19 protein-coding genes are annotated in these 24,703 nt (G+C 39.7%); 4 read left to right on the forward strand and 15 right to left on the reverse strand.

The window, feature by feature from the left end:
• Window positions 1–34: 34 nt before the first annotated feature.
• From J2Z32_RS01945 to J2Z32_RS01985, 9 genes are all read right to left on the reverse strand, one after another.
• On the reverse strand, window positions 35–469 hold the full coding sequence (locus tag J2Z32_RS01945; RefSeq protein ID WP_210087438.1) for a VOC family protein: 435 nt from the start codon (window positions 467–469) through the stop codon (window positions 35–37).
• Between the two features lie 212 nt (window positions 470–681).
• Window positions 682–1,512, reverse strand: a complete 831-nt coding sequence (locus J2Z32_RS01950; RefSeq protein ID WP_210087439.1) for a phosphoenolpyruvate hydrolase family protein — start codon at window positions 1,510–1,512, stop codon at window positions 682–684.
• A 12-nt stretch (window positions 1,513–1,524) separates the two neighbouring features.
• Window positions 1,525–2,733: a Tm-1-like ATP-binding domain-containing protein gene (locus tag J2Z32_RS01955; RefSeq protein ID WP_210087440.1), complete on the reverse strand. Its 1,209-nt coding sequence runs from the start codon at window positions 2,731–2,733 to the stop codon at window positions 1,525–1,527.
• Window positions 2,734–2,959: 226 nt separating this feature from the next.
• Complete coding sequence (locus J2Z32_RS01960) at window positions 2,960–4,162, reverse strand: phosphoenolpyruvate hydrolase family protein (protein WP_245251049.1); 1,203 nt, start codon at window positions 4,160–4,162, stop codon at window positions 2,960–2,962.
• A 53-nt stretch (window positions 4,163–4,215) separates the two neighbouring features.
• On the reverse strand, window positions 4,216–4,722 hold the full coding sequence (locus J2Z32_RS01965) for a hypothetical protein (protein WP_210087441.1): 507 nt from the start codon (window positions 4,720–4,722) through the stop codon (window positions 4,216–4,218).
• A gap of 263 nt (window positions 4,723–4,985) precedes the next feature.
• Window positions 4,986–5,564 carry a hypothetical protein gene (locus tag J2Z32_RS01970; RefSeq protein WP_210087442.1) on the reverse strand — a complete coding sequence of 193 codons (579 nt, stop codon included), beginning with the start codon at window positions 5,562–5,564 and terminating at the stop codon, window positions 4,986–4,988.
• A 39-nt stretch (window positions 5,565–5,603) separates the two neighbouring features.
• Window positions 5,604–6,551: an RHS repeat-associated core domain-containing protein gene (locus J2Z32_RS01975; RefSeq protein WP_210087443.1), complete on the reverse strand. Its 948-nt coding sequence runs from the start codon at window positions 6,549–6,551 to the stop codon at window positions 5,604–5,606.
• A gap of 324 nt (window positions 6,552–6,875) precedes the next feature.
• Window positions 6,876–7,421 (reverse strand): hypothetical protein, encoded by a 546-nt coding sequence (locus J2Z32_RS01980; protein WP_210087444.1) that lies wholly within the window; start codon window positions 7,419–7,421, stop codon window positions 6,876–6,878.
• Window positions 7,418–12,547, reverse strand: a complete 5,130-nt coding sequence (locus J2Z32_RS01985) for a pre-toxin TG domain-containing protein (protein WP_210087445.1) — start codon at window positions 12,545–12,547, stop codon at window positions 7,418–7,420. The genes J2Z32_RS01980 and J2Z32_RS01985 overlap by 4 nt, the downstream gene beginning before the upstream one ends.
• Window positions 12,548–12,940: 393 nt before the next feature.
• Between J2Z32_RS01985 and J2Z32_RS01990 the strand changes: the two genes are divergently transcribed.
• Window positions 12,941–13,342: a DUF7668 domain-containing protein gene (locus J2Z32_RS01990; RefSeq protein WP_210087446.1), complete on the forward strand. Its 402-nt coding sequence runs from the start codon at window positions 12,941–12,943 to the stop codon at window positions 13,340–13,342.
• A gap of 102 nt (window positions 13,343–13,444) precedes the next feature.
• On the opposite strand, the gene J2Z32_RS01995 is transcribed toward J2Z32_RS01990, so the two are convergent.
• A complete protein-coding gene (locus tag J2Z32_RS01995; RefSeq protein ID WP_210087447.1) occupies window positions 13,445–14,497 on the reverse strand; it encodes an ankyrin repeat domain-containing protein in 1,053 nt (350 codons plus the stop codon).
• Window positions 14,498–14,735: 238 nt separating this feature from the next.
• Here J2Z32_RS01995 and J2Z32_RS02000 point away from each other — a divergent pair, with 238 nt between their 5' ends.
• Window positions 14,736–15,545, forward strand: coding sequence for a formate/nitrite transporter family protein (locus J2Z32_RS02000; protein ID WP_210087448.1), 810 nt, complete (start codon window positions 14,736–14,738; stop codon window positions 15,543–15,545).
• A 77-nt stretch (window positions 15,546–15,622) separates the two neighbouring features.
• On the opposite strand, the gene J2Z32_RS02005 is transcribed toward J2Z32_RS02000, so the two are convergent.
• The 3 genes from J2Z32_RS02005 to J2Z32_RS02015 form a co-directional block, all read right to left on the reverse strand.
• A complete protein-coding gene (locus J2Z32_RS02005; RefSeq protein WP_210087449.1) occupies window positions 15,623–16,006 on the reverse strand; it encodes a hypothetical protein in 384 nt (127 codons plus the stop codon).
• Window positions 16,007–16,044: 38 nt separating this feature from the next.
• Window positions 16,045–16,533, reverse strand: a complete 489-nt coding sequence (locus J2Z32_RS02010; protein ID WP_210087450.1) for an NUDIX hydrolase — start codon at window positions 16,531–16,533, stop codon at window positions 16,045–16,047.
• Between the two features lie 316 nt (window positions 16,534–16,849).
• Window positions 16,850–17,134: a hypothetical protein gene (locus J2Z32_RS02015; protein WP_210087566.1), complete on the reverse strand. Its 285-nt coding sequence runs from the start codon at window positions 17,132–17,134 to the stop codon at window positions 16,850–16,852.
• Window positions 17,135–17,520: 386 nt separating this feature from the next.
• Between J2Z32_RS02015 and J2Z32_RS02020 the strand changes: the two genes are divergently transcribed.
• Together J2Z32_RS02020 and J2Z32_RS02025 are read left to right on the forward strand one after the other, a co-directional pair.
• Window positions 17,521–18,018 carry a metallophosphoesterase family protein gene (locus tag J2Z32_RS02020; protein ID WP_210087451.1) on the forward strand — a complete coding sequence of 166 codons (498 nt, stop codon included), beginning with the start codon at window positions 17,521–17,523 and terminating at the stop codon, window positions 18,016–18,018.
• A 290-nt stretch (window positions 18,019–18,308) separates the two neighbouring features.
• The gene (locus tag J2Z32_RS02025) at window positions 18,309–20,894 is read left to right on the forward strand and encodes a glycosyl hydrolase (RefSeq protein WP_210087452.1); all 2,586 of its coding nucleotides are present in this window, start codon (window positions 18,309–18,311) and stop codon (window positions 20,892–20,894) included.
• A 65-nt stretch (window positions 20,895–20,959) separates the two neighbouring features.
• On the opposite strand, the gene J2Z32_RS02030 is transcribed toward J2Z32_RS02025, so the two are convergent.
• Together J2Z32_RS02030 and J2Z32_RS02035 are read right to left on the reverse strand one after the other, a co-directional pair.
• Window positions 20,960–22,861 carry an ABC transporter ATP-binding protein gene (locus J2Z32_RS02030; protein WP_210087453.1) on the reverse strand — a complete coding sequence of 634 codons (1,902 nt, stop codon included), beginning with the start codon at window positions 22,859–22,861 and terminating at the stop codon, window positions 20,960–20,962.
• Window positions 22,851–24,587 carry an ABC transporter ATP-binding protein gene (locus J2Z32_RS02035; protein WP_210087454.1) on the reverse strand — a complete coding sequence of 579 codons (1,737 nt, stop codon included), beginning with the start codon at window positions 24,585–24,587 and terminating at the stop codon, window positions 22,851–22,853. Before J2Z32_RS02035 ends, J2Z32_RS02030 begins: the two co-directional genes overlap by 11 nt.
• Window positions 24,588–24,703: the final 116 nt, after the last annotated feature.

The raw sequence follows: 24,703 nt of genomic DNA on the forward strand, positions 1-24,703 counted from the left end.
GAATAACAAGGGTGTCAACATGTCTCCACATCTGCTATTGGGGAATAAAAGATACGTTTTGATCTTTTGGAAAACGAAGATGCCAAAATACCCCGAATTTATCAATCACTTCGCAAATCATGTCCTTCCCTTCAGCTTGTATCTCTGTGTATCTCTTTGCATCTTTGCATAAAAGTTCAAAAGTCCTACGCAAGTCTTCTTCATTACGGTAGTAAACACAAAATAACATGGTTGGGCACACGTCAGTAGAATAACTTTCCATAAATCCTTCAGGTAAATACTTGTTCTCACTGACACTTAAAAAAAGTTCTCCATTCCGCACAAGAGTTTGATGTATAATTAAACCTTCATCATCTAACCAAGGCTCTCCCTCTTCTTCGACTAAAAATGCTTCTTTATACAACTTGACCGCTTCTAAACCACCTTTTACATATACATGATTTCCGATTTTACTGGTGTAATTCCCCAATCTTATCCCCCCATTTTTTCAAGAATTATTAGTTTCGTTCTTTGTACAGCGTTAGCTTCGTTACTCTTCTTCCTTCATTTATAGTCTATTTTGAGCTTAGTTCAAGCATACTTCAACCTGCTTTATCACAGTTGGGAAAAGATTGAATCGTTCGACACAACAACTGATCACAACGAAAAAAGAGGAGCAATTTGCCCCTCCTGCTTTAACTATTACTTTGTAATTCCTTTAAACGCCGCCGCTTGCTCTCTAATCCCCTTCTCTGCCGCAAAACGCTCAATGCTCGAAGCACCAAAAAATCCATCAATTCCTTTTGTTTTTTGCATAACGTATGCTGCATCCTCAGGCTCCGCAATTGGCCCACCGTGACATATAATCATAATCTCTGGATTTACAGCTCGTCCTGCTTCAATAATTGCTTCAATTCGCTCTACACAATCATCTAGTGTTAGTGCTGTTTTTGCGCCGATCGTTCCCTTAGTTGTTAAGCCCATATGCGCGACTAAAATGTCCGCTCCTGCCTCTGCCATCGCTTTTGCTTGCTCAGGGTCAAACACGTAAGGTGTGGTCAGCATATCCAACTCATGTGCAATGCGGATCATTTCTACCTCAAGATCATAGCCCATGCCTGTTTCCTCTAGATTTTGACGGAATACACCATCAATCAAGCCAACAGTAGGGAAGTTTTGCACGCCACTAAACCCTTGCTCCTTTAGTTGCTTTAAATACACTTCCATCACGCGGAAAGGATCAGTCCCACACACACCCGCTAATACAGGTGTATGCTTGACGACAGGTAATACTTCTGAACCCATTTCCACTACAATTTGATTGGCATCGCCATAAGACAACAAGCCTGCTAAAGAGCCACGTCCTGCCATTCTGTACCGTCCAGAATTGTACACAATAAGCATATCTGCGCCGCCTGCTTCACTACTTTTCGCAGTAATTCCAGTCCCCGCACCCACACCAAGCAAAATTTTTCCTTGCTTCACTTCTTCTTTAAATTTCGCCATAATTTCAGTTCTAGTTAATTTGTTCATATATAGCTCCTCCTAAACGTTCATTAGATCAATTAGTTTTTGTGCCGCGGCTTCCGCAAAGCTTGGATCATTAATATCACAATCCATCTCAATGATTTGAACAACAGAAGGGTCAACATGTTTACGTAATGTGTCAAATAACATCTGATCTGCTTCTACATCGTAGAAAGGTTGTCCCTCTACATCAATGCCTGAGATTCCCTTTAGTGGTAATATTAAAACGGTACGTTCCTTTGCCATGTTGAGCTTTTCAGCGATCTTTTTGCCTACCTGCTCATTTTCCGCTACAGTTGTCCTCATTAACGTAACCGTTGGATTGTGCTTGTAAAATGTATGATCCTTGAATTTTTCTGGCACTGTATCCATCGGTCCAAAATTACACATATCCAGCGCACCAACGGATACCACTTGTGGAATCCGATTGCGACTAGCCGCCTCTAAGCGATGTGGTCCTGCGTTTAATACGCCCCCAACAATTTCATCGACCCATTCCGTTGTCGTTAAATCTAACACACCTTCTATGAAACCTGCGTCAATCAAAGCCTCCATCGACTGTCCACCCACGCCTGTTGCATGGAACACAAGCACCTCGTAGCCACGATCCTCCATATATTTTCTGGCAGCGGTCACACAAGGTGTCGTTACCCCAAACATGGTAGCTCCAATTAAGGTTTTTTTCTCAATCTCGTGACTATGCTCAAATTTCAGCATACCTGCGATAGCAAACACAGCATTGGTAAATATTTTAGTAGAAATTGAATTTAACCCTGCTACATCCACAACAGAAGGAATCATCATAATATCACTAGTTCCTACATATGGCGCTGTATTTCCTGAGGCAACTGTGGACACCATCACCTTTGGCACACCAATCGGCAGAGCACGCATCGCAGGTGTAATTAAGGAAGTCCCACCGGTTCCTCCAAAGGAAATAATGCCATCAAATTTACCTTGCTTGTACAGCTCTGGCACTAATTTTTCTAAGCCTTTGGACAATACCTCTGTCGCTAAAGCACGATCCTTTTTCTTTGCAAGGGTTTTCATGTCCATGCCCGCAGCTTGAGCAATTTCCTCATTGGACACATCCGGTATAAAAACGGGCTCAAATACACCAGTATGAATCATAAAGGTACGAAGTCCAAGCTCCTCCGCGATCCCTTTGATGTAGAGATATTCTTCACCCTTTGTGTCAAATGTGCCTGCAATTGCAATGGTTTTCATCCTGTTGCCTCCTTATATTAATTTTATAATGAGATTGAACTAAAAAATTAGAATATAGGATGCTGGTTTTGAGGAAAAACAAAAGGAAAAACAAAAACCAGTACGATCGCTATAGCTTTATCATACTGGCTCCTTCTATTCATGAAAATGCTTTCATGTGTGATAAACTTGTGATTAGGTTAGATTAGAATTTTAAGGGTGTCAGTTAAATTCAAGTTAGATCGAGTTACTTAGAGTCCTTAAGTAGTTTAGCGCGATATTGCCGAGGTGAGCAACCTTTAAGCTTTTTAAACATGGCACTAAACTGGGCATAATCCGAATACCCAACCATTGCAGCTACTTCAGATAATTGAAGCTGTGGTGCTTGAAGTAACGTCACTGCTTTGTTAATGCGAAAATTTACGAGATACGATTGGAAGCTACAGCCGACCTCTTTTTTAAACAAACTACTTAAATAACTGCGTGAAACATGAGCAACTTGAGCTAAATCGGAAAACACAATTTCATTATTGTAGTTTTGTGCTACATATTCTTTGACAAAATCGACATAGTCATAATGCTTCGTGATTCCATTTAACATTTTAACCATAAAATCGTCTTCATCTAGCTTACCCAACGCTTTAAAATCGCGTGTTATCGAGGTAATCGACTTTTCTGAAGGAATGCGCTCAAAGGCTGATCCCCCAATGTACCCCATAATCTGCGTATTGTTGCTATACATATATTGAACATCAATCGGCGTCTTTACAGGGCCGCCATAAATCATTTTAATAATGTCAGGCTTAATTTTGTCACACACGTCAAATATCCGTAATGCCTTCTTTTTAGCAGTCTCTAAGGAAACGACCTTCTTAGCCCCAAGTAATCCACCCACTGTGAGTCCTAAATGAACACAAATAACGTCTGCGCCCGCCTCTAACATAGCCGTAGCTTGAAGCTCATCAAATACAAAAGCCACCGTAAACAATCCTTGCTTATGGGCTAACGCAATTGCCTCCACTTCACGCTCATAGCTGATACCATCTTCCTCTAGTGCTTCGCGGAACACTCCGTCTATTAAACCAACAGTGGGATAATTGTTGATGCCAGCAAAACCGCCCTCTTTAATTTTGCTGATGTAGGCCGGCATTTTTTTAGTTTGATCGTTCGCATTTAGACCAAATAGTACAGGCACATTTCTTACTAAAGGAATGATTTCCCTTGAAGCAAACTCCATCACCATGTCATTACTATTGCAATAGGGCAAAAAACCAGCCAGTGAACTCCGTCCCATTTGACGGAACCTGCCGGAATTCAACGTTAAAATAAAGTCTGCTCCACCTTGCGCTACGTATTTGGCTGTAATGCCAGCCCCCGTTCCTACGCCAATAATGTGGTTGCCACTATGTAGTTGGGATTGAAGCTGCTCTAGTATGGTTGATCTGTTCAAGTGTATCGCTCCTTGGGGGTGGGGTTTGTAATCCTATCTTTCTTCACTAGTTATTACAATTTACCACAAAAATAATCTATTCCATCTATTACCCAGTATCTTTCTTGCATCGGTACTTTATCTAAGAAGTTTTCATATACTCCATCCCAACCATCAGGTATGTAGTTTTCAAAAGATGCAGGTTCAGGGAAATAGGACATCAACAATTTATTATCAAAATCAACTAATAATGATGGAGTTAACTCAGTAGGAAAGTTTTCACTTTCTTTGCTACCACATGCTAGTTTTAATACTAATTCTCTCAATTCAACCAAGCTTACCTTGGATTCGCTTATTTCATTTAAAAATTTGTCTGCGGAATTTTCATCTAGTACTCCAATATCAAAACGATCGGAATAGTCTCCTAGATTAGGAAGTTGATACCCTTTAATTAAAAATGCTTTTTCTAATTTTATTAAATCTAAGAACCAATATTCTTTTTCAGTGACATACCAGCTCCATTTTTTACGAACTACCACAGCAACGATAATATTTTCACCATACTCTATTTGGATTTTCAATAGATCACCTGCTATTCAACTTATACTAAGCGTAATCATCTTCATCTGCTATTATCCTACCATTTTTAGTATATTACTCAAACTATTCAAAATATTTTGGAATTCTACTCCGAATACTCATCACAATTCATACCAGTGGAACGTTAAAAAGATGACCCTGAAAATACAGAGATCATCTTTTAAGAAGTTTATTTTCCTTTTCAAATAGTATTGTTGGAGATTTTTTATTTATTTTTAGAAATATTTTAAAACAACTTATATAATTAAGTAATTTTGTATTTAAAATAACGATCTTTCATATCTTGATCCATGTTTCCAAATGAATATTCTATGACATCATAAAAACTTGAAGCAACATTTTTTAACCCATAAATATACGTTTGTGGATTTTGTAAAAAGAATCTCGGAAGATTATGAAGCACTCTTATCACTAGATGAATTTTTTTTCTATCCACTATTAGTTTTGGCTTCAATAACTCTGTTAATTCCAAGAATAAATCATTCATTAAGCTAATGATCACTGTTTCCTCGTGGGTATTATCGACGTTTTCAGTGCAAGTAGTTATTATTTGTTCAATTTCAGAAAATGATTCAATTAGCGTATTATAATATTTTCCTATATCCTTTCTTTTCTTACATAATTCAAAAAATTCTCTTAGTAATTGCTCATCCTCATTGTTGTATGCTGTGTCACACATTCTCATGAGTATTTTTTGCCACATAGAAACATGCAATTTTAATGTTTTTCTATAATTATATTTCCATATTTCATTAAAGACCCGACCTTTTTCTGCTACAAGTCCGATATATAATATTTCACCATAGATATTATTTTTTCTCAAAATATATCACTTCTTTCAAAACATTTACATTCTCTTTTATTAGTCTAATACTTTAATAGACTTCCTCCAAATTTGATACCATCTTTTGGTCCAGTATACATTTGTAGCTGAAGGTAGCTGTGTTGTAGGAGTATTCATGTTAAAACTACCACCTCGTCCAAGCATTGTATTTGCCACTGTCGTGTGATGTCCTTCAATAACAAAAGAGGTTGTACCATTGCTATAAACACTACTATTTGCTTTTACTGGGTCGTAATTTTCAATTATCTCCATCACTCGTCTTCTTGAGATTACAGATTGTCCTGGCCTTAGATTAGATTTATTGAGAGCTTCTAGCGCTTCCTCAAACGACATTATGGTTTTTGATGAAACAGGACTGCCCGTTCCCTCAGTAAAACAACTATCTACCGCACTCAAACCCAACGGATCCACATACCTCACTGGATCACCATTTACATACGCATAGCGGTTAAATGTCTGCCCATCAGTAATATCGCCTCGGACTACGTCACGATTTAAAAACCGCTTCAGCTCTGTATGGTAATACCGTGCTCGCATATAGTATAGCCCATTGATATCGTGCATGACACCATCTCTACCGTTATATTGGAACGGTTGGGACGTGTTGCCTTCAAAATGGTCTACTTCACCATAAATTCCATAAGCATAACGATCCGTGACTAAGACGTGCTCATTGGTTAGGATGGTGGTGCTTCCTCGTAGATCACTGTGGTAGCTTAGGTAAGTGCCTGTCGCTGCGTCTTCTCGACCAATCAAACCAAGCCCATATACATAACGGGTAAGGACATTCCCGTCACCATCTAACTCCATTAACACACGACTAAATGCGCTTAAATCATCTACTACATAGCGTGTTATCTTACCACGCCAAATGCTTTCAATACGTTCATTTCGCCAGTTGTACCGATATTTCATACGACCAGTTTGGATTAGGCGGTTACGAGCGTCGTATTCATACGCTGCCATTTTTTCACCATCTGTGAAGTATAACAGGTTCCCATCGGCATCATGCTCTGTTAGATAATAAAAAAGATAGTAAAGAACAGATCAATCATGGTAGTATCTGACCATAATTAACCTGTTCAACAAAACGGAATACCGCTATTTCGGCTATAAAAATAAAGCCTTAAATGTACATACATTTAAAATGAAAAAGTCTTCATCTAATTAATTCATTGGATATTGGTGTTATTGATTGAAGTTTATCTTCATTCGTCACTGGGTAAGATCAACAATAGAAACCTTGAAAGGCATTTAGCCAATCAAGGTTTAAACAGATTAACAACGATTTTAGTTGTTTAACTCTTCATTTATTAAAAAATCATCACTTAAAGAAGAATCTAGAGTGAGTTCATTTGACAATAAAGCTAATATAATCTTTACAACCTTTGAAAAAACTGCTTCACTAGAACCAACAATACTATGGGCACCTATAACAAAAGTAATGCTACCTGCATATTGCCAATTGGAATCCATTATTCCATCCCTCGTACTGCTAATAATTGATTTAGCATATTCGGTAGAGATACCTTCATATACTTCTTCGTTTAGCCCTAACTCAGAATTATACAATATATTATTTTTGTTACTATGTTTAACAATAATTTTCACTTCTGAGGTATGATTAGGTATATATTCTACCCCCAGTAATCCATAATACGAACTATTCCTTGGCAACTTCAACTCCAATGCTAGTTTCTTATTTTCAGAAATTATGGGTTTACTTAATAGTAATGAAGTTTCCAACTCATGATCCACTTCTTTAGGCGGTATTGGAAATTCATCTTTCCATAATACTGCCTTTCTATATTTACCCAAATCATACTCTACTTTCATTTTTCTAACCCCCAAAAATTAAACCATGAAGAATTAAATTCTCCCGGCATGGATTTAATAACATCAGGATGATACACACTAAACGGTGATACGTTATACTTTTGTATTGCAGATGCGTGAGCAGTATCGTAATCCATACCTTTTCTCATTTTTGTAAACTCAGAAACTTCATGCATATAAAAACTTGCATCTGCCCCCGTCAATGGTTTACCACTTTGTAAAGCATTTTCTAGTCGTTGAATCATTGCTTGATTAGGAGCATATGAATCGAATGTGGAAATATGGTTTTTAACGATGTCGATCCCTTTTTGAGATACGTTTATCTCCATCCCTTCAAGTTTTCCTAATCCTTGACCAGTCCCACCTGAGAAATAAGGATTATATGCTCCGGTTTTCCCCGTTCCCTCTATTCCCCATGCAACATTTCCATCGCCATATTGCTTCTTAAAATACTCATTCCAATCTTCTCCGGTTCTAGCTATCTTCGCTTCTTCAAAAAACTCACACCCTAACCTTGCTAATCCCAACGGATCCACATACCTCACTGGATCACCATTTACATACGCATAGCGGTTAAATGTCTGCCCATCAGTAATATCGCCTCGGACTACGTCCCGATTTAAAAACCGCTTCAGCTCTGTATGGTAATACCGTGCTCGCATATAGTATAGTCCATTGATATCGTGCATGACACCATCTCTACCGTTATATTGGAACGGTTGGGACGTGTTGCCTTCAAAATGGTCTACTTCACCATAAATTCCATAAGCATAACGATCCGTGACTAAGCCGTGCTCATTGGTTAGGATGGTGGTGCTTCCTCGTAGATCACTGTGGTAGCTTAGGTAAGTGCCTGTCGCTGCGTCTTCTCGACCTATTAAACCAAGCCCATATACATAACGGGTAAGGACATTCCCGTCACCATCTAACTCCATTAACACACGACTAAATGTGCTTAAATCATCTACTACATAGCGTGTTACCTTACCACGCCAAATGCTTTCAATGCGTTCATTTCGCCAGTTGTACCGATATTTCATACGACCAGTTTGGATTAGGCGGTTACGAGCGTCGTATTCATACGCTGCCATTTTTTCACCATCTGTGAAGTATAACAGGTTCCCATCGGCATCATGCTCTGTTGGGTAGTTGCCAATACGACGTAGGCGATTATCTGCGCTATAGCTGAATACAGACATTGTATTCGTTGTGTTAGATGAACCTTGATCCAATCCACCTAGTTTGTCGCCTATGTTTGTTTCTCTTGTTCCTGTTATGGCTCCTGTTCCTGTTAACCCTCTTGTTCCTTCAATTCCAAGCCCTGTCTGTGCATCTACTTCATTTTGCTCCGTCAGGTTCCCACCAAGATCATAACGATAATACGTAATTTTACCTTGGTCAGCTCCACTGATCAAACGGCGAAGCTGGTCGTACGTATATTGCTTGTTTTGTTCTCGGACAATTTGACCGACTTCATTATATTCGTATTTTAAATCCTGTAGCAAAATGCCTTGTGGGGTTGCATCCTGCTGACGTAAAAGCTGTCCTAACGCATCGTAGCTACGGCGTTCTTTCGTTCCATTAGAACGATTCGTTTCAATGAGATGTCCGTTCGCATCATACCGATACCGTGTTAATCTACCTGCCCAGTCCTTAACCTCGGTCAGCTCACCACCAAGGTTATAACGGTATTCCACCACTTTGCCATCGGGATACGTCAGATGGGTAAGGTTGCCGACTTCATCATACGCATAACCAATCCGTTGTCCCCATACATCCCATTGCTCAATCAATCTACCTAAAGCATCATAGCTACGACGGATCGTTTGTGTAAGTTCTTTCCCTTGATTCCTAGTTTGGAGTGAAGCTTGGCTGAGTGTTTCCTTCCCTTCCACCCAGCGACCAGCTTCATCATACTGGATTTCAAGCTGACCGACTTCATCTGTCATGCTGATTAGTTGACCTGCGGCATCATACGTGTAGCCTTCTTGTTGACCACGTGCATTTTGCTTCGATGCAAGCCAGCCACGGTCATCATAGGTATAACTTAACCCATGTCCTGTGCTATTTTTTTCTTCAACTATCTGTCCAGTCCGATTATACGTTAGCGTCGTTTCGTTGCCGTTAGCATCTTGATACTTCGTTAGACGATGCTCGAAATCATAGCTTTGTGTATACCGTGCTCGCCATTGCTCACTATCTTCAATGACCTCCTGCAAACGTGCAAGCTCATCATAGTGATATTCTGTTTTAATCCCATCTGCTGCAACCTGCTCTACAGGTTGATACAATGCATTAAAACGACGCTCTGTTGTATGTCCAAGCGCGTTACTGATTGCAATCGGCTGACCGTTGGCATCATTGGTTAACGTTTGGACGGGTTGACCTAGCGCATCAAATACAGATTCTAGGCGGCCAGTTGCATCGTATTTGTAGGTGATCATGCGATCTAACGCATCCGTCACCGAAGCGACACGTCCACGTCCATCATACCGCAGCCGAGTGATCCCACCACGAGCATCTTCTTCTGCGATCAGTCGATCTTCTCCGTCATACGTGTAATGGTGAGTATTACCTAGTGGATCGGTGGTGGTTTCGACTTTCCCCATTGCAGTATACGTATATGAGATTGTCCCACCAGTAGGATCAGAGATTTCAGTAACTTTACCATCCAAATTATATTGATAACGCCAAGTTCGTCCTAATGCATCCTTGACCTCAACAAGCTTATCATCGTCATTATATTTCCGAAGTAGCGTTCCCCCATAGACATCCTGTGCGCCTGCCATCCGTCCTACTTCGTCAATCAATATTGTGGTTTGGCGACCTTCTCCATCTTGCATCGCTTGGATGTACCCCGTGTCATCATACTGATAACGGACTGTTTCACCTGCAAAGTTGTGATAAGCTAACAGTGCACCACTTTCATGATATTCCCAATGACAGCTTACTCCGTCAGGGCGTGTAATCTGAGTGAGTCGCTCCTGCTCATCATAAGTATATCTTGTCACTGCACCAAGTGCATTTTGCTCTTCGATTAGCAAGCCCCTATTGTCGTACATATACGTTGTTGCTTGTCCAAGTGCATCTTGGAAGCTTATGAGTTGTCCCTTTTCATCATAGGTGTAGCAGACCGTTTCCCCTAATGCATTACTTTCTGTTAGCTTCTGACCACGCTCATTGTAGGTGTAACGATGCAGTACTCCTTCTTCTCCACTAATTTCGAGCAAAAGGTGACGCTCATTATAGACATGATGCTCCACTTCCCCAGCCCGATTCGTGACGGTGGTTAGAAAGTACCCTGGACGACTATGTGCATCATATTCAAATGTAGTGACACTGTCTTTACCATCAATCTGCTTAACAATCCGATGGAATGCATCAAAGACGTTCGTAAAGTCACGTTTACCATTGGTAGCCATCGTTAAAATGCGCCCTGCTTCATCACAGGTAAAGCTTGTCACTAGGTTTTCTGTATCGGTGAGTTCTTCTAACCAACCTGCTTCATTATAAGCAAAGGAAATCTGACGATGGCCATCGATGACCCCAGTAAGTAAACCTTGATCATATTTAAATTGTAGAGCACGCCCACTTAACTCATCCTGTAGTGACTGCAATACCCCTTGTTCATCATGGGTAGCTTGTAACGCCATTCCTACTCGGTTGACGTGTCGCTGTAAAATTCCATTTTTATTAAAATAGTAGCGTTCCCTTGTAGAGCCTAACTTTAATTCATATCCTTCTGCCACTGGCGTAAGCTCATCTAGAAGGACATCGGTATCCATTGAACGGTATACCCCATCCTCTTGACGCGTAAAGACGTTTCTTCGTCCTGCTGTCCACCAGATGGTGATGGCTTCGCTTGGCATACTGGATTCGCTTAATCCACTGGATTGTCTTGGCATACTGGCTTCATCTGGTGGATCCACCTCCGCCTTTTGGTTAAATTCCTCTCCTGTGTCCATACGATTAGGATCTAACTCTGCCTCTTGATTGACTTGTTGTCCATTCTCAAAATCTAAACGCATTGCATAGTTATGTGTCCATGCTAAGCCAAGCTCACTTTTTTGCAATAAGTTAGAGTTGTAAAAGAGCTGTAGGTCCCAAGTAGCCGCCCCATACAGCTTTAAAGCGGAATGAATCATAAATTGCTGACCTGTACCCACATGCACCGGGTCCCCGTTCATGCACTTCTGTTCGGTTTTCTTCGGGTCACTTATTTGGGTAACTTCTGTCCCTTGTTGTACATGAGTTTCATTAGGATTAGAAACTTGATTTTGGGCAGTGGTTTCCGTATGTGAACCGTCCTTCTGATGTGATGAATTCCCTCCAGCATCCTTCTTATTTCCTGATCCCATGTCCCCTTGTGACCCATTTTGCGACTTGGTTATCCGTTTTGAATCATCAGTGACCTCGTTGGCGGCTTGCATGAACTTATTGTTTTTCTGATTCGCCCATTTATTTACACCTACGCTAACCGTAACTCCAGCGGCAGCTAAAGCACGTTGCCAAGGCTGTAGTTTTTCCCCTGTGATCATATCTACGCCAGTGATGGCTTCCACAATTCCTTTGCCATTATCCACAGTTTCTGCAACTACATGGGTTGCTTTTGTAAATTTGTTAATACCAGATACGACTTCATCAGTAGCTTTAAGTAGCTTTGCTCCCTTATTGAGTCCTTTTCCTAGTGGACCCAGTAAGCCTAAAGCACGTTCATACCAAGTCAGTTCGGCTCCAGTAATGAGGTCACGCCCAGTTAACGCTTCGACCACCGCTTTAATATTGCTCACAATCGGAGTAAAGTCTAAGACAATGCTAGTTATCACCTTGAAGACATCCCACACCTTCCCCCACTCAAACGGAGGTGCTTTACCATCTGCTTCATCAAAATTTTTCCCTTTTAACGTGACGCCTCGGCTATATCGATCCAAGCTTTGCTCTAGTTCTTTGAGCATACTTTCAATCCTTTGATAGGAGGAATCTACTTCTGCTCGCCCTTGACTTCTTAAGCTTAACCCGCTCATTGCTCGCCGTAATTCAGAGCGAATCCCCTCAATCTCATTTCCTGATCTTCGCAATTTTGAACCTAGCTCCTCTAGATCAGAAACTCTTAATTCAATTTGCATGTCTATTTCCCCTCATCTCTTACTATGTATTTCCTGTCCGCATATCTAGGAATTTTCACCTATATGAAACTATGTTCCTATTCCCATCCTATTAACTACTCAAGGTGATTTAAGTAAAAAAAAGGATAATTTCACATATTCAGCTCTAAAATAACCTCCTAAAAAGCATGAAAGACCTATTAAATTTATATTTATAGGAAAATAATAGCATACATTTAGGGAAATTTATCCTTTCTTTTTTTAAAATTTATAATTTATTAGCTTCTACTTTTTACTTGTTATCTCTAATCTGAATTAATATAATACAACTCTTATTGGCATATTGGTTTTTTCCTTTAAAGCTGGTATCATCCAAGGAAAGTTACACAAAGATCAGGGTCAGGAGGCTTTCTAATGATTCCTTACAATAACGAAGGACAACATGCACACGAAAAGGTATTTTTAAGCTTTATCAAGGACTTTCTAGCACGATTATCCGCAAAAAAAGTAGATGAGGCATACCTGATGCTTGACGATGCTTCTAACCATAGCAATGCTTGGAGCAAGCAAGATTTAGCGCTTTTTCTAGAGCTTAATATGGAGGATGAGCCTTACTTAACGATTGATAATCCAAATGAGGTTACGCTTCCTTCCAACCATCGGTTTGATTTGTACGAATATAAGGATGAGAGTGGATACGGTACGGAATACGATTTAACAAGTGGCGGGGAATTAAACGATTTTACAATTATGTTCGATTTTATAAAAGGTAATGAGGGGTATTTAGTATATTTAACAGACATTCATGTACTCTAGGAGTATAAAAAGGACGGCAAGTACCCACTTATCATTTAAGTAAATGGAATACTGTCGTCCGCAACTTACTGAAATATCCGTATTGGATTTTAGATTAATATACTACCGACGATAGTCCACTTCACGTATCTTTAGCGGCTGTGGATTATCTAGCACCCATTTGACCGCTAAATGGCATAATAAAGCGGGTTCATCATCACCGTTTCCTGATTGCAGTTCTGCAACTGCTTGAGTAGCTGATACTAGATCCTCAGCGCTTAAAGGTGTCCCTAACTCTAAATAATTAAGCAAGGCTTTTAGCATCTTTTTATACTCTTTGTCCCAGTTGATGGCACCATTATTCATAATTTCATTGGAGACACGACCAGTAATTCGAATGACTTCGCCTTGAATCGTCTCTGCATGTCCACTTCCCGGAACAAGGTATTCCCATAATTCATGGTGCTGTTGCTGCCATGTCTCACTAATCGCTACAATTGGCGAAACTCCATCATGCTTATTGATTTTGCCTACTGGGGTTACACCAAATATTGCATACAGCTCATTTAGTGCTTGCTCTGTTTCTTGTAAATATTCTTTATTAAAGTTATCTCGATGAAACTCAAAACGTTCTCCGATTGCCGTAACTGACTCCTGCATAGACTTAGTCATTGGTGTATTAGCGCCTAGAAATACCTGTGCAACCTTTACCATATTCACAATATCGATATTTGAACAGCGTGCTAATGCACTCTCAAGTGGCGTGTGATTGTTTCCATTTTTAATTGTAATGTCGGCACCTAAGTTAATGAGTTGTTGAGTTGGTTCTGCTTTAAAATAACCTGCGGCGATATGTAGCGGGGTATCCCCCCATCTACTCGTTGCATTAATATCTGCCCCAAGCTCAACTAGCAAAGCGATATCCTCTCCACGTCCTACCTTGGCATGAAGTGCTGTTTTGCCATACGTATCTCGATGGTTTATATCTGCGCCTTGTTCAACAAGCCACTTTACAAGCTCATCTGGAATATGACGTAAAAATAATGCGCTCTCCTTATTAGAGCCATCATAGGCATCTAGCTCACATTTTTCATAAATAGCCATTAACGTTTCTATATTAGTGGTTTCTAGCAATTCGGGAAAATCTTTGGGTAATGTTTTTCTCTTTTTAGCCATAGATGCTCCTTTCAAAGCTATGATTTAATATTTTTTACATAATAATATTCAGTTTAATTTGCTCTTTTATTTTACTAGTATTAATATCGAGTGTCTATTTGTCTTAATTTTGTTATATTTTTTGTGATCCTACGCACAGCGTATTCTTTTTATATCAAGCAAACTATGAAATATAAATTAGATTGTGAAAAAATGCACAATTACGTTTTTTTAGCTGTCCAACTATGGAGGGGATATCATGTTTACGCAAAATTTAGAAGCAATTACGGATGCTGCAGTAAAGAAAAAAGAAATGATGAAGGCGAGCTTTTCCCGCTATTTTGTATTGGCAATGCTTGCAGGGGCTTATGTAGGACTTGGTATCATTCTTATTTTTAGCGTTGGTGCTCCCTTAGCTGCTGTTAAATCACCATTGCAACCGATGGTTATGGGAATGTCCTTTGGTCTAGCACTCACGTTAGTTATTTTTGCAGGCTCAGAGCTATTTACAGGCAACAACATGTTTTTCACCGCAAGCACATTAGCTAGAAAAACTACGGTAGGCGATATGCTTACGAATTGGACCGTCGTATTTTTTGCTAATTTAGCTGGTGCATGTGTGCTTTCCCTCCTTGTTGTAGGCTCAGGGTTGTTTAGCGCCGCTGGTGCAGAGCATCTCATTTATGCGGCTACAGCTAAAAAGATGAGTGCCCCAATTATGGAGTTGTTTTTCCGCGGAATTTTGTGTAACTGGCTTGTGTGCCTTGCGATCTGGATGAGTAATCGTACCAAAGAGGATATCGCTAAGCTTGTTCTTATCTGGTGGTGTCTATATGCGTTTATCGCGAGTGGTTACGAGCATAGTGTTGCCAACATGACCTTGCTGAGCTTGGCACTAATGTTGCCAAAACATCCAGAAACGATCACATTTGCTGGTTGGCTACACAATATGATCCCTGTTACATTAGGTAATATCGTCGGTGGATCACTATTTGTAGGTATGACCTATTGGTTTATTTCCCCGATTCGTAAAAAGACAGATAGCTTAACTGAGAAAAAAAGTGCTTAATATATTTCAATAGTAATAACAATTGTCACGAGGAAACTGAGGAATTCCCAACTTTTCTCAGTTTCTTTTATTTTGTTCTATAACTCTTCCCATTCAATACATTTAGGTAATCTTATCGTTTCAAAAAACTCTTTAATAACCATCGTTGCTTTAGAATAAGGAAGTATGAAGCCATTCTCAACGGCGATTTCTTCCTTATCCGTATTAGTATAAAATATAGTAATTCCATCTTGCTCCAAATCGGTATTAAAACCAATGGATACAAAGCTAGATTCATCTTCTTTATCAAAATAGCTTATTGTAGCGTAATCATCTTTTACTGACATCATAATAAAAGGATAATATTCTTTACTAGATATTATAAATTCATTAACACCTTTCTCTGTACGAACTTCCAAAATACTCTCTAGTTCCTCGTAGGTAGTACACACCGCTTTACCCAAAAAATGTTCTACTAGCACTAATAAAACCTCCTGAATTTTAATTTTCACTTTTTTGCTTAATGCTGCTTGTATATAAAATGCTTTATTTCAGAGCTGTAAGCCTGTAACAACTTCTTTGTATTCAACGGATAAAGTTCTATCTCCGCAATTTTATCTAGTGAAATCCAAGAAAACTCCAGTTTAGCCTGCTCATTCCCCCATTCATCAATCGCAAAAAAGCTACGATCCAGTGGAATTTGTGATTCATCTTTAAGAGAAACATCGAAAAATAAACAGATTTGGTGGCAGGGCTTGTCCCCCCAAGGAAAAAAGTTCTCCCCTACCCATCTCAGTCCGTTCACAGTAATATCCGCATTTATCTCTTCCAAAAATTCTCGAATAAGAGTCTGTTCATTGGTTTCACCAAAGCTGACATGTCCGCCAGGAAAGGAGTAGCCAGTATCATTAATAGGTCTTTGCAATAGTATTTTACCATTATGAATCAGAATGCCCGCAACTCTGTAGCTAAAAATATAATCTTCTGTCTTAAAAAGGATATCTGTCATTATGTTTTGCCCTCCTCATACATACCTAATAGATTTAATATAGGCTCAATACAATAATTCAGAACTAGACAATATAAGAAGTAAGAGGCTACGTAGCAGAGAGTGATTTCAACCGCTGTTAAGGTCCCACTTTTTTTAAACATTTGTTCAATTGATAAAAGTGTGGCCTTAAAGGCGGACGCTACCGCTTTTCCACCATCTCCCTGCTCCTTCGCTTCGTTAGCTTATTGTCAAGTCCTGATTTCTAAGTTGAGCCCTGATCATACATCTATTTGTCATTAATTCCAATATAATATCAGTCATCAATTATTTAAACTTACAATTCTATTACATTCTTCCATAAAGAATAAGCAAGCTGTATCCCATCCTCCATGCCTTGCTTGTAGAGTTTTTCTTGAATTAACGACTGTCTATAATGATGCTGATCTTCCCATGCTCTGAATTCAGGGGTTTGTACTATATTTTCATTATCAAACATTGCATAAAACATCCTACGCTCTTCCCGTCGTATCTCTCGTAATTTGGAGTCATTCTCAATTTTAGCCGTGACTTCATCTAACCTATTTAGTATTGCTTGACTTAGCCAAAACGGCAATTCCATTTCCTATCCACCTCAATCTTAATATGGTTATGGATTTTTTCATTATTGTACATAAACTTATTCTTATTTTGATGCGAAATTCGGATTAAAAAAAATAACACCTTCAAAAAAGTTACCCTAACTAATGTTAAGCTTCTGATCATGAAGGTGATATGTGGGATATACGGAGTTCAATACGATTCCCAAGTCTATTTAATTTTAATATTTTCATTTCCCCATCTCTTTCAGAACCTCTACCGAATCAATCTTCCAACTCCAATTAGCGTAGACAAGAAGTTCTCATTTGGTTCCCCTCATATGTATATTTTAACTTTACAGTTCATTATGGGTATAATAGCTACATAGCTTGAGATATTATTAATTTTAACATACAGGAGATGATAGTGATGAGAATAGGCGTCGTATCAGATACACATATATTTCGCGCGGGTAAAAAGTTACCTCAGCTACTAATTGAGGAATTTAGTAAGGTTGATCTAATTTTGCATTTGGGAGATTGGGTTGTGATGGATGTGTATGATCAATTAGCCCAGTTAGCCCCTGTAGATGGTATTGCGGGTAATAATGATGGGTATGAAATCATTGAACGGTTTGGGGAACAAAAGCTGTTAACCTTGGAAGGAAAGAAGATTGGATTAATCCATGGTCATACCCCTTATTCTCGCAAAGGAACCGATGGGAATGCGTTACTCGCCTTTGAAGGACAAAAAGTAGATGTAATTTTGTTTGGTCATTCACACCAACCCTTGATGCGTAATGAAAACGGCATTTTGTTGTTTAACCCGGGTTCACCAACCGATAAGCGTCGTGAGAAAAGATATTCATTTGGATTACTTGATATTAGTGAAACTGGCATCAATGCTCAACACATTTTTTTCAATTAACTTAGAAATTAACTTAGCTTGTATTAGGATGTTTTATTGACATCCACCTTCTTTAGCAAATAGTCCGAAGCTCCTACCATCGTACATCACCTTCCTATGACATAGCATGGAATTATCATACATTTTCCTTAAATTACCCTTGTTAAATTCCATGCTTCTTTCCTTAAAACCATTACTAATTTGCTATATTTACAAAAATTGGTCTTTATGCTATGTTTAGATTGAAATCGCTTCCATGAATCAACAAAAGTGAAACTATTTTCATATTTTAATGAAAAGGAGTTTTGACGATGAAGAATTGGTTCAAGAAAGCAAGTGCAGTGATGTTGGCAGTGACTCTTGTATTTGGCGTTGTTGGCTTTATTTCACCCCCTTCTGCGCATGCAGACAACCCCCTAATTAAGGTAGAAGCGGAAGATGCGCAGCTTACCCCAGATCTTAAAGTCACCACAGATATTTATGGAGTACCTAAGCCTGGCTACACTGGAACTGGATTTGTGTGGATGCAAAGCTCAGGTACGATCTCTTTTGATGTTACTGTGCCTGAAACAGGGATGTATACGATCTCCACTTCCTTTATGCAAGAATTAAGCAAGGAAGGCCGACTCCAATATTTAAATATTAACGGCAAATCTAAAGGGTCTTATATGCTCCCCTACACGACATCATGGACTAACTTTAATTTTGGCTATCATAAGCTCAATAAAGGAATAAACACCATTCAAGTGAAAGCCGGTTGGGGCTTTGCGTACTTTGACAGTTTCACAGTGGATGTCGCAGACCTTGATCCGCTCAACGTAGAGCCTATTTTATCTGACAAGCAGGCAACACCTTCAACACAACGACTGATGGACTACTTAACCGAAGTTTATGGTAAAAATATGCTTTCAGGACAACAGGAAATATACGGTAGCGGGAATGATGGTAATTATGAGCTTGAATTTGACTGGATTTATAATTTAAGTGGTAAGTATCCTGCAATCCGTGGCTTTGATCTAATGAACTATAACCCACTATATGGGTGGGATGATGGTACAACAGAGCGTATGATCGACTGGGTTAAAAACCGTGGTGGGATCGCAACTGCTTCTTGGCATATTAATGTACCAAGGAACTTTACAACCTATAAGCTTGGAGAAGCTGTAGACTGGAAGGAAGCCACATACAAGCCTACAGAAACAAACTTTAATACAAAAAATGCAGTTATTCCAGGTACAAAGGAATATCAATATCTACAATTGGCGATCAGCGACCTCGCAGAGCAGCTGCAAATTTTGCAGGAAAATAACGTGCCTGTTATCTTCCGTCCTTATCATGAAGCAGAAGGCAACGGTGGATTAAATGGTGAAGGGGCATGGTTCTGGTGGGCATCAGGTGGTGCCGAGGTTTATAAGGATATGTGGAATATGCTCTATACAGAGCTGACAGAAACCTATGGCTTGCATAACTTAATTTGGACATATAACAGTTATGTCTATAGCACCTCTCCTGCATGGTATCCTGGTGATGATAAGGTCGATCTTGTAGGCTTTGACAAATATAATACGATCTACAACAGAGATGATGGCTTATCAGGTGTGCCTAATGAAGATGCAATTAGCTCGATCTTTTATCAGCTTGTCGATTTGACTAAGGGAACAAAAATGGTAGCAATGACGGAAAACGATACCGTTCCAAGCCTACAAAACTTGCTAGATGAAAAAGCAGCTTGGTTATATTTCTGCCCTTGGTATGGTGAATTCCTAATGGATGAAGCTTATAACTTCAAAGCGACTTTAAAAGAGCTTTATCAAAGCGACTATGTCATTACATTAGATGAGTTGCCTGATTTAAACGCTGAAAACCCAATTCCAAGTGCAACGATCTCACCAAAAAGTATTGAATTTGATAAATATGCAACCAATCAAGAGGATCAAGTCATCACGATCAACTTTAACGGTAACACCTTGAATGGACTCAAACTTGGTAACCAAGCATTAACCGAAAATACTGACTATACTGTGGACCAAAATACAGTGTTACTCAAAAAGGAGTTTCTAAAGAGACTTTCTGTTGGTGAGCATTCCATTATTTTTGACTTTAACCAAGGTAGTGATCCTGCGCTTAAAGTTAAGGTGACAGATAGTTCACCAAGCGCAACAATCTCACCACAACAAGTAACCTTTGACAAAGGGGCAACCGATCCATTGGATGTTGTCATCAGCCTCTCTCTAAATGGACATGAACTAACGAAGCTTACAAATGGAACTGTAGCACTAGTAGCAGGCCAAGATTATGTAGCTAATGAGAGTTCTGTTACCTTAAGTAAGGATTATGTTGCCTCATTACCTGTTGGGGAGCATGCCATTACGTTCCAATTTAGCGGCGGAACACCTGCAATCTTGACCATTACGGTAACTGACAGTAGCATTCCTATTCCGAGCGGAGAATTAGACGTACAATTTTATAACGGGGATACAAGCAGCTCTACCTCTGGAATCTCTCCTAAATTTAAGCTAGTGAATACAGGGGATGAGCCAATTCAGCTCAAGGATGTCAAGCTTCGTTATTATTACACAATCGATGGGGAGCAAGCGCAAAACTTCTGGACAGATTGGGCTACGATTGGGAATGAAAATGTAACAAGCACATTTGTTAAATTGGAAACGCCTGTAACAGGGGCAGATTATTATGTGGAAGTTGGCTTTACGAGCGCCGCTGGGGTACTCCAGCCTGGACAAAGTGCAGAAGTGCATAGCAGATTCTCTAAGGCAAACTGGTCTGCTTATGATCAAACCAACGATTATTCATTTAAAGCAACAGGCAATCAATTTGCAAGCTATGACAAAGTAACTGGATATGTTAATGGTCAATTAATTTCCGGCTTGGAGCCATAATTTCGTGTAAAAGGGAGAGCCACATGATGTTGGCTCTCCCCTTTTCTTCGTTTGTATAGTCAATTTTACTCCCACTCAAAAGCGCCTGTATAAAGCTGATAATATATTCCTTTCTCACTAATCAATTGCGTATGATCGCCACGTTCCTTAATCTGTCCATGCTCCATCACCATAATGGCATTAGAATTGCGTACTGTAGATAGACGGTGGGCGATAACAAATACCGTCCTGCCCTCCATCAAATTATCCATCCCTAATTGAACTAACGCTTCTGTTCGAGTATCAATCGACGAGGTGGCTTCGTCCAAGATCATCACTGGCGGGTTCGCGATTGCCGCTCTAGCAATCGCCAGCAATTGACTTTGCCCTTGAGAAAGTCCGTTTCCACTTCCGTCTAATTTTGTCTGATATCCCTCTGGCAAACGTTCAATAAAGCTCGCAGCATAAGATAACTTCGCCGCTTCCTTCACTTCCTCGTCACTGGCATCTAGACGGCCATACCGAATATTATCCGCTACCGTTCCAGAGAAGAGATGCGTATCCTGCAAAACAATTCCTAATGAACGGCGCAAATCCGCCTTTTTAATATCCTTAATATTGATTCCATCATAAATAATTTCACCATCGGTAATATCATAAAATCTGTTCAATAGATTAGCGACGGTCGTCTTCCCAGCCCCAGTAGCCCCCACAAAAGCAAGCTTTTGTCCAGACTTAGCATATAACGTAATGTCATGAAGCACTTGCTTCTTTCCATCATAAGAAAAGGATACCTGCTTTAGCTCCACTTTTCCCATTAATGGCACGAGCGAGCCATCTTCCAGCTTCCATGACCACCCACGACCATTTCCTTCTTGTTGAAGTGTGACACGCCCCTCATCCTCTTCAGGATTTTCATCCATCATATTAAAAATACGCTGTGCCCCTGCTAATGCCACCACAAACATATTTACCTGTGAGGATATTTCGGCAATTGGCATCGTAAAGTTACGGGACAAGCTTAGAAAGGCAGCAATGCTTCCTAACGTCAATCCTTTATCCCAGCCAGAGATCGCCAGCGCGCCTCCAACAATCGCCACGAGCACATAAATTAAGGTCGCAATATTGGCATTAACAGGCATCAAGATGTTGGAATATTTATTAGCTGTAGCAGAGCTTTCAAACAATTCATCATTTAATTTCGCAAATTGTTCAATCGTTTTATTTTCTCGGCTAAATACTTGAACCACCTTTTGACCATGAATCATTTCCTCAATATAACCATCTACCACACCAATTGATTCCTGCTGCTTGAAAAAGTGTTCGGTTGCTTTTGAGCCAACTTTTTTGGTAACCCATAACATAAGTGCTGCACCTAATAATACAACGATCGTTAATGGGATATCTAAATAAAGCATCGTGCCAAGCACCACTAAAACCGTAATAAAGGTAGATAGCAATTGGGGTAATCCGTCCGTTAACATCATGTTAAGTGTATCCACATCATTGGTATAATGGCTCATAATATCGCCATGTGCCTTGCGGTCAAAGTACTTAATAGGGAGCTTTTGCATATGCGCAAACAAATGATCACGAATTTTTTTCATAATCTGTTGGGAAATTGTAATCATAAGCCTTTTAGCCGCAAACGTGCTAATTACACCCGCTGCATAAATCAAGGCAAGAATACTTAACGCTTGGAACAAGGCATTAAATACTGGATTTTGATCCCCAAGTAACGGCACGATATAGTCATCAATAAGCAGCCTTAAAAAGGTTGCGGAGGCGACGGAGACTGCACCACTGATTAATACAAACACCAACACGAGAAAGGACTTAAACTTATAATATTTAAAATAGGATAAGAGCCGCTTCATCGTCTTCATATAGCTTATATTCTCTGTTTCGATAGTTTCAGCTTTTGTACTCTCTGCTCCCGTTTTTGTACTTTCTGTTCCCGTATTATCCAGCTTCTTGTTATCCGACATGCTCCTCACCTCCCTTTATTTGTGTATAATAAGCCTCTTGATAAATTTCATTTCTGGCCAATAGCTCCTCATGTGTACCGATATCTACCATTTTCCCTTCATCTAGCAAAATAATTTGGTCAGCATCCTCTACGGAAGCGAGTCGCTGTGCAATAATGATTTTTGTCGTATCAGGAATACTTTCCTTGAACACTTTACGAATCATCGCATCTGTTCGCGTATCAACAGCACTAGTGGAGTCATCTAAAATAAGAATTTTAGGTCGTTTTAGTAATGCTCTTGCAATACAAAGCCGCTGCTTCTGACCTCCAGAAACGTTGCTTCCTCCTTGTGCTAAATGCGTGTCATAGCCATTCGGAAAGGTCGAAATAAAATCATGTGCTTGAGCAGCCTTACATGCTTCAATTAGCTCCTCATCTGTAGCCAACTCGTTGCCCCAACGAAGATTTTCCTTTATCGAGCCCTCAAATAAAATGTTTTTTTGCAGCACCATCGCAACTTGACTTCGGAGCACACCAAGATCATATTCCTTCACATTTATACCGCTAACCAGCACTTCTCCTTCGCTTGCATCATAGAGACGTGGAATTAACTGCACCAGTGTAGATTTTGCACTGCCTGCGCCTCCAATAATCCCAATCGTTTGACCAGACTTAATGTTAATATTGATATTGGATAATGCATATTTGTCTGCTTTACTTGAATAGCTAAAGGACACGTTACGAAACTCTACATCCCCTGTTGTAAGCTGTGTTACTGGTGAAGCAGGACTTGTAATCTCAGGTTGCTCCTTTAATAAATCGTTAATCCGTCCAGCAGAAGCTCGGGCAATCGCGATAAAAATAACGACGATCCCGAGTGTCATCAAGCTCATCAAAATTTGCATGGAGTAGGCGAATACACTCGTAAGCTGACCCGTTGTCATCGTTCCACCTACAACTAGCTTTGCGCCAATCCAAGAAATTAAGAGCATCACACCATACAGAATGACATTCATTAACGGCAGTTCATAGGACAAGATGCGTTCCGCTTTGGTCATGAGTGTAAATATTTTTTGAGATACAGCCTCAAATTTTGAAATTTCATGGTCTTCTCGCACATAGGACTTCACCACACGAATTCCCCGTACGTTTTCCTGAACGACTTTATTTAAATCATCATAACCATCAAAGGCACGTTCGAAGACAGGGAAGGAATATTTCATAATCAACAAAATACCAATCGCTAGAAATGGAATGACAACTAGGAACCAGCCCGCAATTGTAGGGCTAATTCGATAAGTCATGATCGTTGCAAAAATCATCATCACAGGACTACGAAACGCAATGCGGATAATCATTAAAAAGGCGTTTTGCACATGCGAAATATCTGTGGTTAAGCGTGTTACGATACCCGACGTTGAAAATTTATCCATATTGGAATAGGATAATTGCTGGACATGACGAAACAGATCATAACGTAGATTTTTCCCAAAACCCGACATGGCGATTGCGGAATATTTCCCTGCAAGGGCACCAAATAAAAGTGACACCAGTGCAAATAAAACAAGAATCAAACCGTATTTAACGATCATATTCATATTTCCACCCGTAATCCCTTGGTCGATTAGGTCTGCCATCAATAAAGGAATAATAACCTCCATTGCAACCTCACCAAGTAAAAATAAAGGGGTTAACCATGTATCCTTCTTATATTCCCTCAAACTTTGCAGCAATTTTTTAAGCATACTTTTCTCTCTCCTTTTGATAGCCCACAACATAGTCACACTTTTTCTCTACTGCTGCCTACATCATATCTGTAATGGATAAATGGTATTATAAACTGTATAGTTACTATACAGTC

It is taken from the genome of Paenibacillus turicensis, from assembly GCF_017873435.1.
Lineage (GTDB): Bacteria > Bacillota > Bacilli > Paenibacillales > Paenibacillaceae > Fontibacillus > Fontibacillus turicensis.

Excerpts from the sequence above, each read along its gene's own strand:
- J2Z32_RS02035 (WP_210087454.1), bottom strand. The coding sequence starts at position 24,587 with ATGCTTAAAAAATTGCTGCAAAGTTTGAGGGAATATAAGAAGGATACA.
- J2Z32_RS02015 (WP_210087566.1), bottom strand. The coding sequence starts at position 17,134 with ATGGAATTGCCGTTTTGGCTAAGTCAAGCAATACTAAATAGGTTAGAT.
- J2Z32_RS01985 (WP_210087445.1), bottom strand. The coding sequence starts at position 12,547 with ATGCAAATTGAATTAAGAGTTTCTGATCTAGAGGAGCTAGGTTCAAAA.
- J2Z32_RS02000 (WP_210087448.1), top strand. The coding sequence starts at position 14,736 with ATGTTTACGCAAAATTTAGAAGCAATTACGGATGCTGCAGTAAAGAAA.
- J2Z32_RS01995 (WP_210087447.1), bottom strand. The coding sequence starts at position 14,497 with ATGGCTAAAAAGAGAAAAACATTACCCAAAGATTTTCCCGAATTGCTA.
- J2Z32_RS01990 (WP_210087446.1), top strand. The coding sequence starts at position 12,941 with ATGATTCCTTACAATAACGAAGGACAACATGCACACGAAAAGGTATTT.
- J2Z32_RS01975 (WP_210087443.1), bottom strand. The coding sequence starts at position 6,551 with ATGGCAGCGTATGAATACGACGCTCGTAACCGCCTAATCCAAACTGGT.
- J2Z32_RS01980 (WP_210087444.1), bottom strand. The coding sequence starts at position 7,421 with ATGAAAGTAGAGTATGATTTGGGTAAATATAGAAAGGCAGTATTATGG.
- J2Z32_RS01950 (WP_210087439.1), bottom strand. The coding sequence starts at position 1,512 with ATGAACAAATTAACTAGAACTGAAATTATGGCGAAATTTAAAGAAGAA.
- J2Z32_RS02025 (WP_210087452.1), top strand. The coding sequence starts at position 18,309 with ATGAAGAATTGGTTCAAGAAAGCAAGTGCAGTGATGTTGGCAGTGACT.
- J2Z32_RS01955 (WP_210087440.1), bottom strand. The coding sequence starts at position 2,733 with ATGAAAACCATTGCAATTGCAGGCACATTTGACACAAAGGGTGAAGAA.
- J2Z32_RS02020 (WP_210087451.1), top strand. The coding sequence starts at position 17,521 with ATGAGAATAGGCGTCGTATCAGATACACATATATTTCGCGCGGGTAAA.
- J2Z32_RS02010 (WP_210087450.1), bottom strand. The coding sequence starts at position 16,533 with ATGACAGATATCCTTTTTAAGACAGAAGATTATATTTTTAGCTACAGA.
- J2Z32_RS02030 (WP_210087453.1), bottom strand. The coding sequence starts at position 22,861 with ATGTCGGATAACAAGAAGCTGGATAATACGGGAACAGAAAGTACAAAA.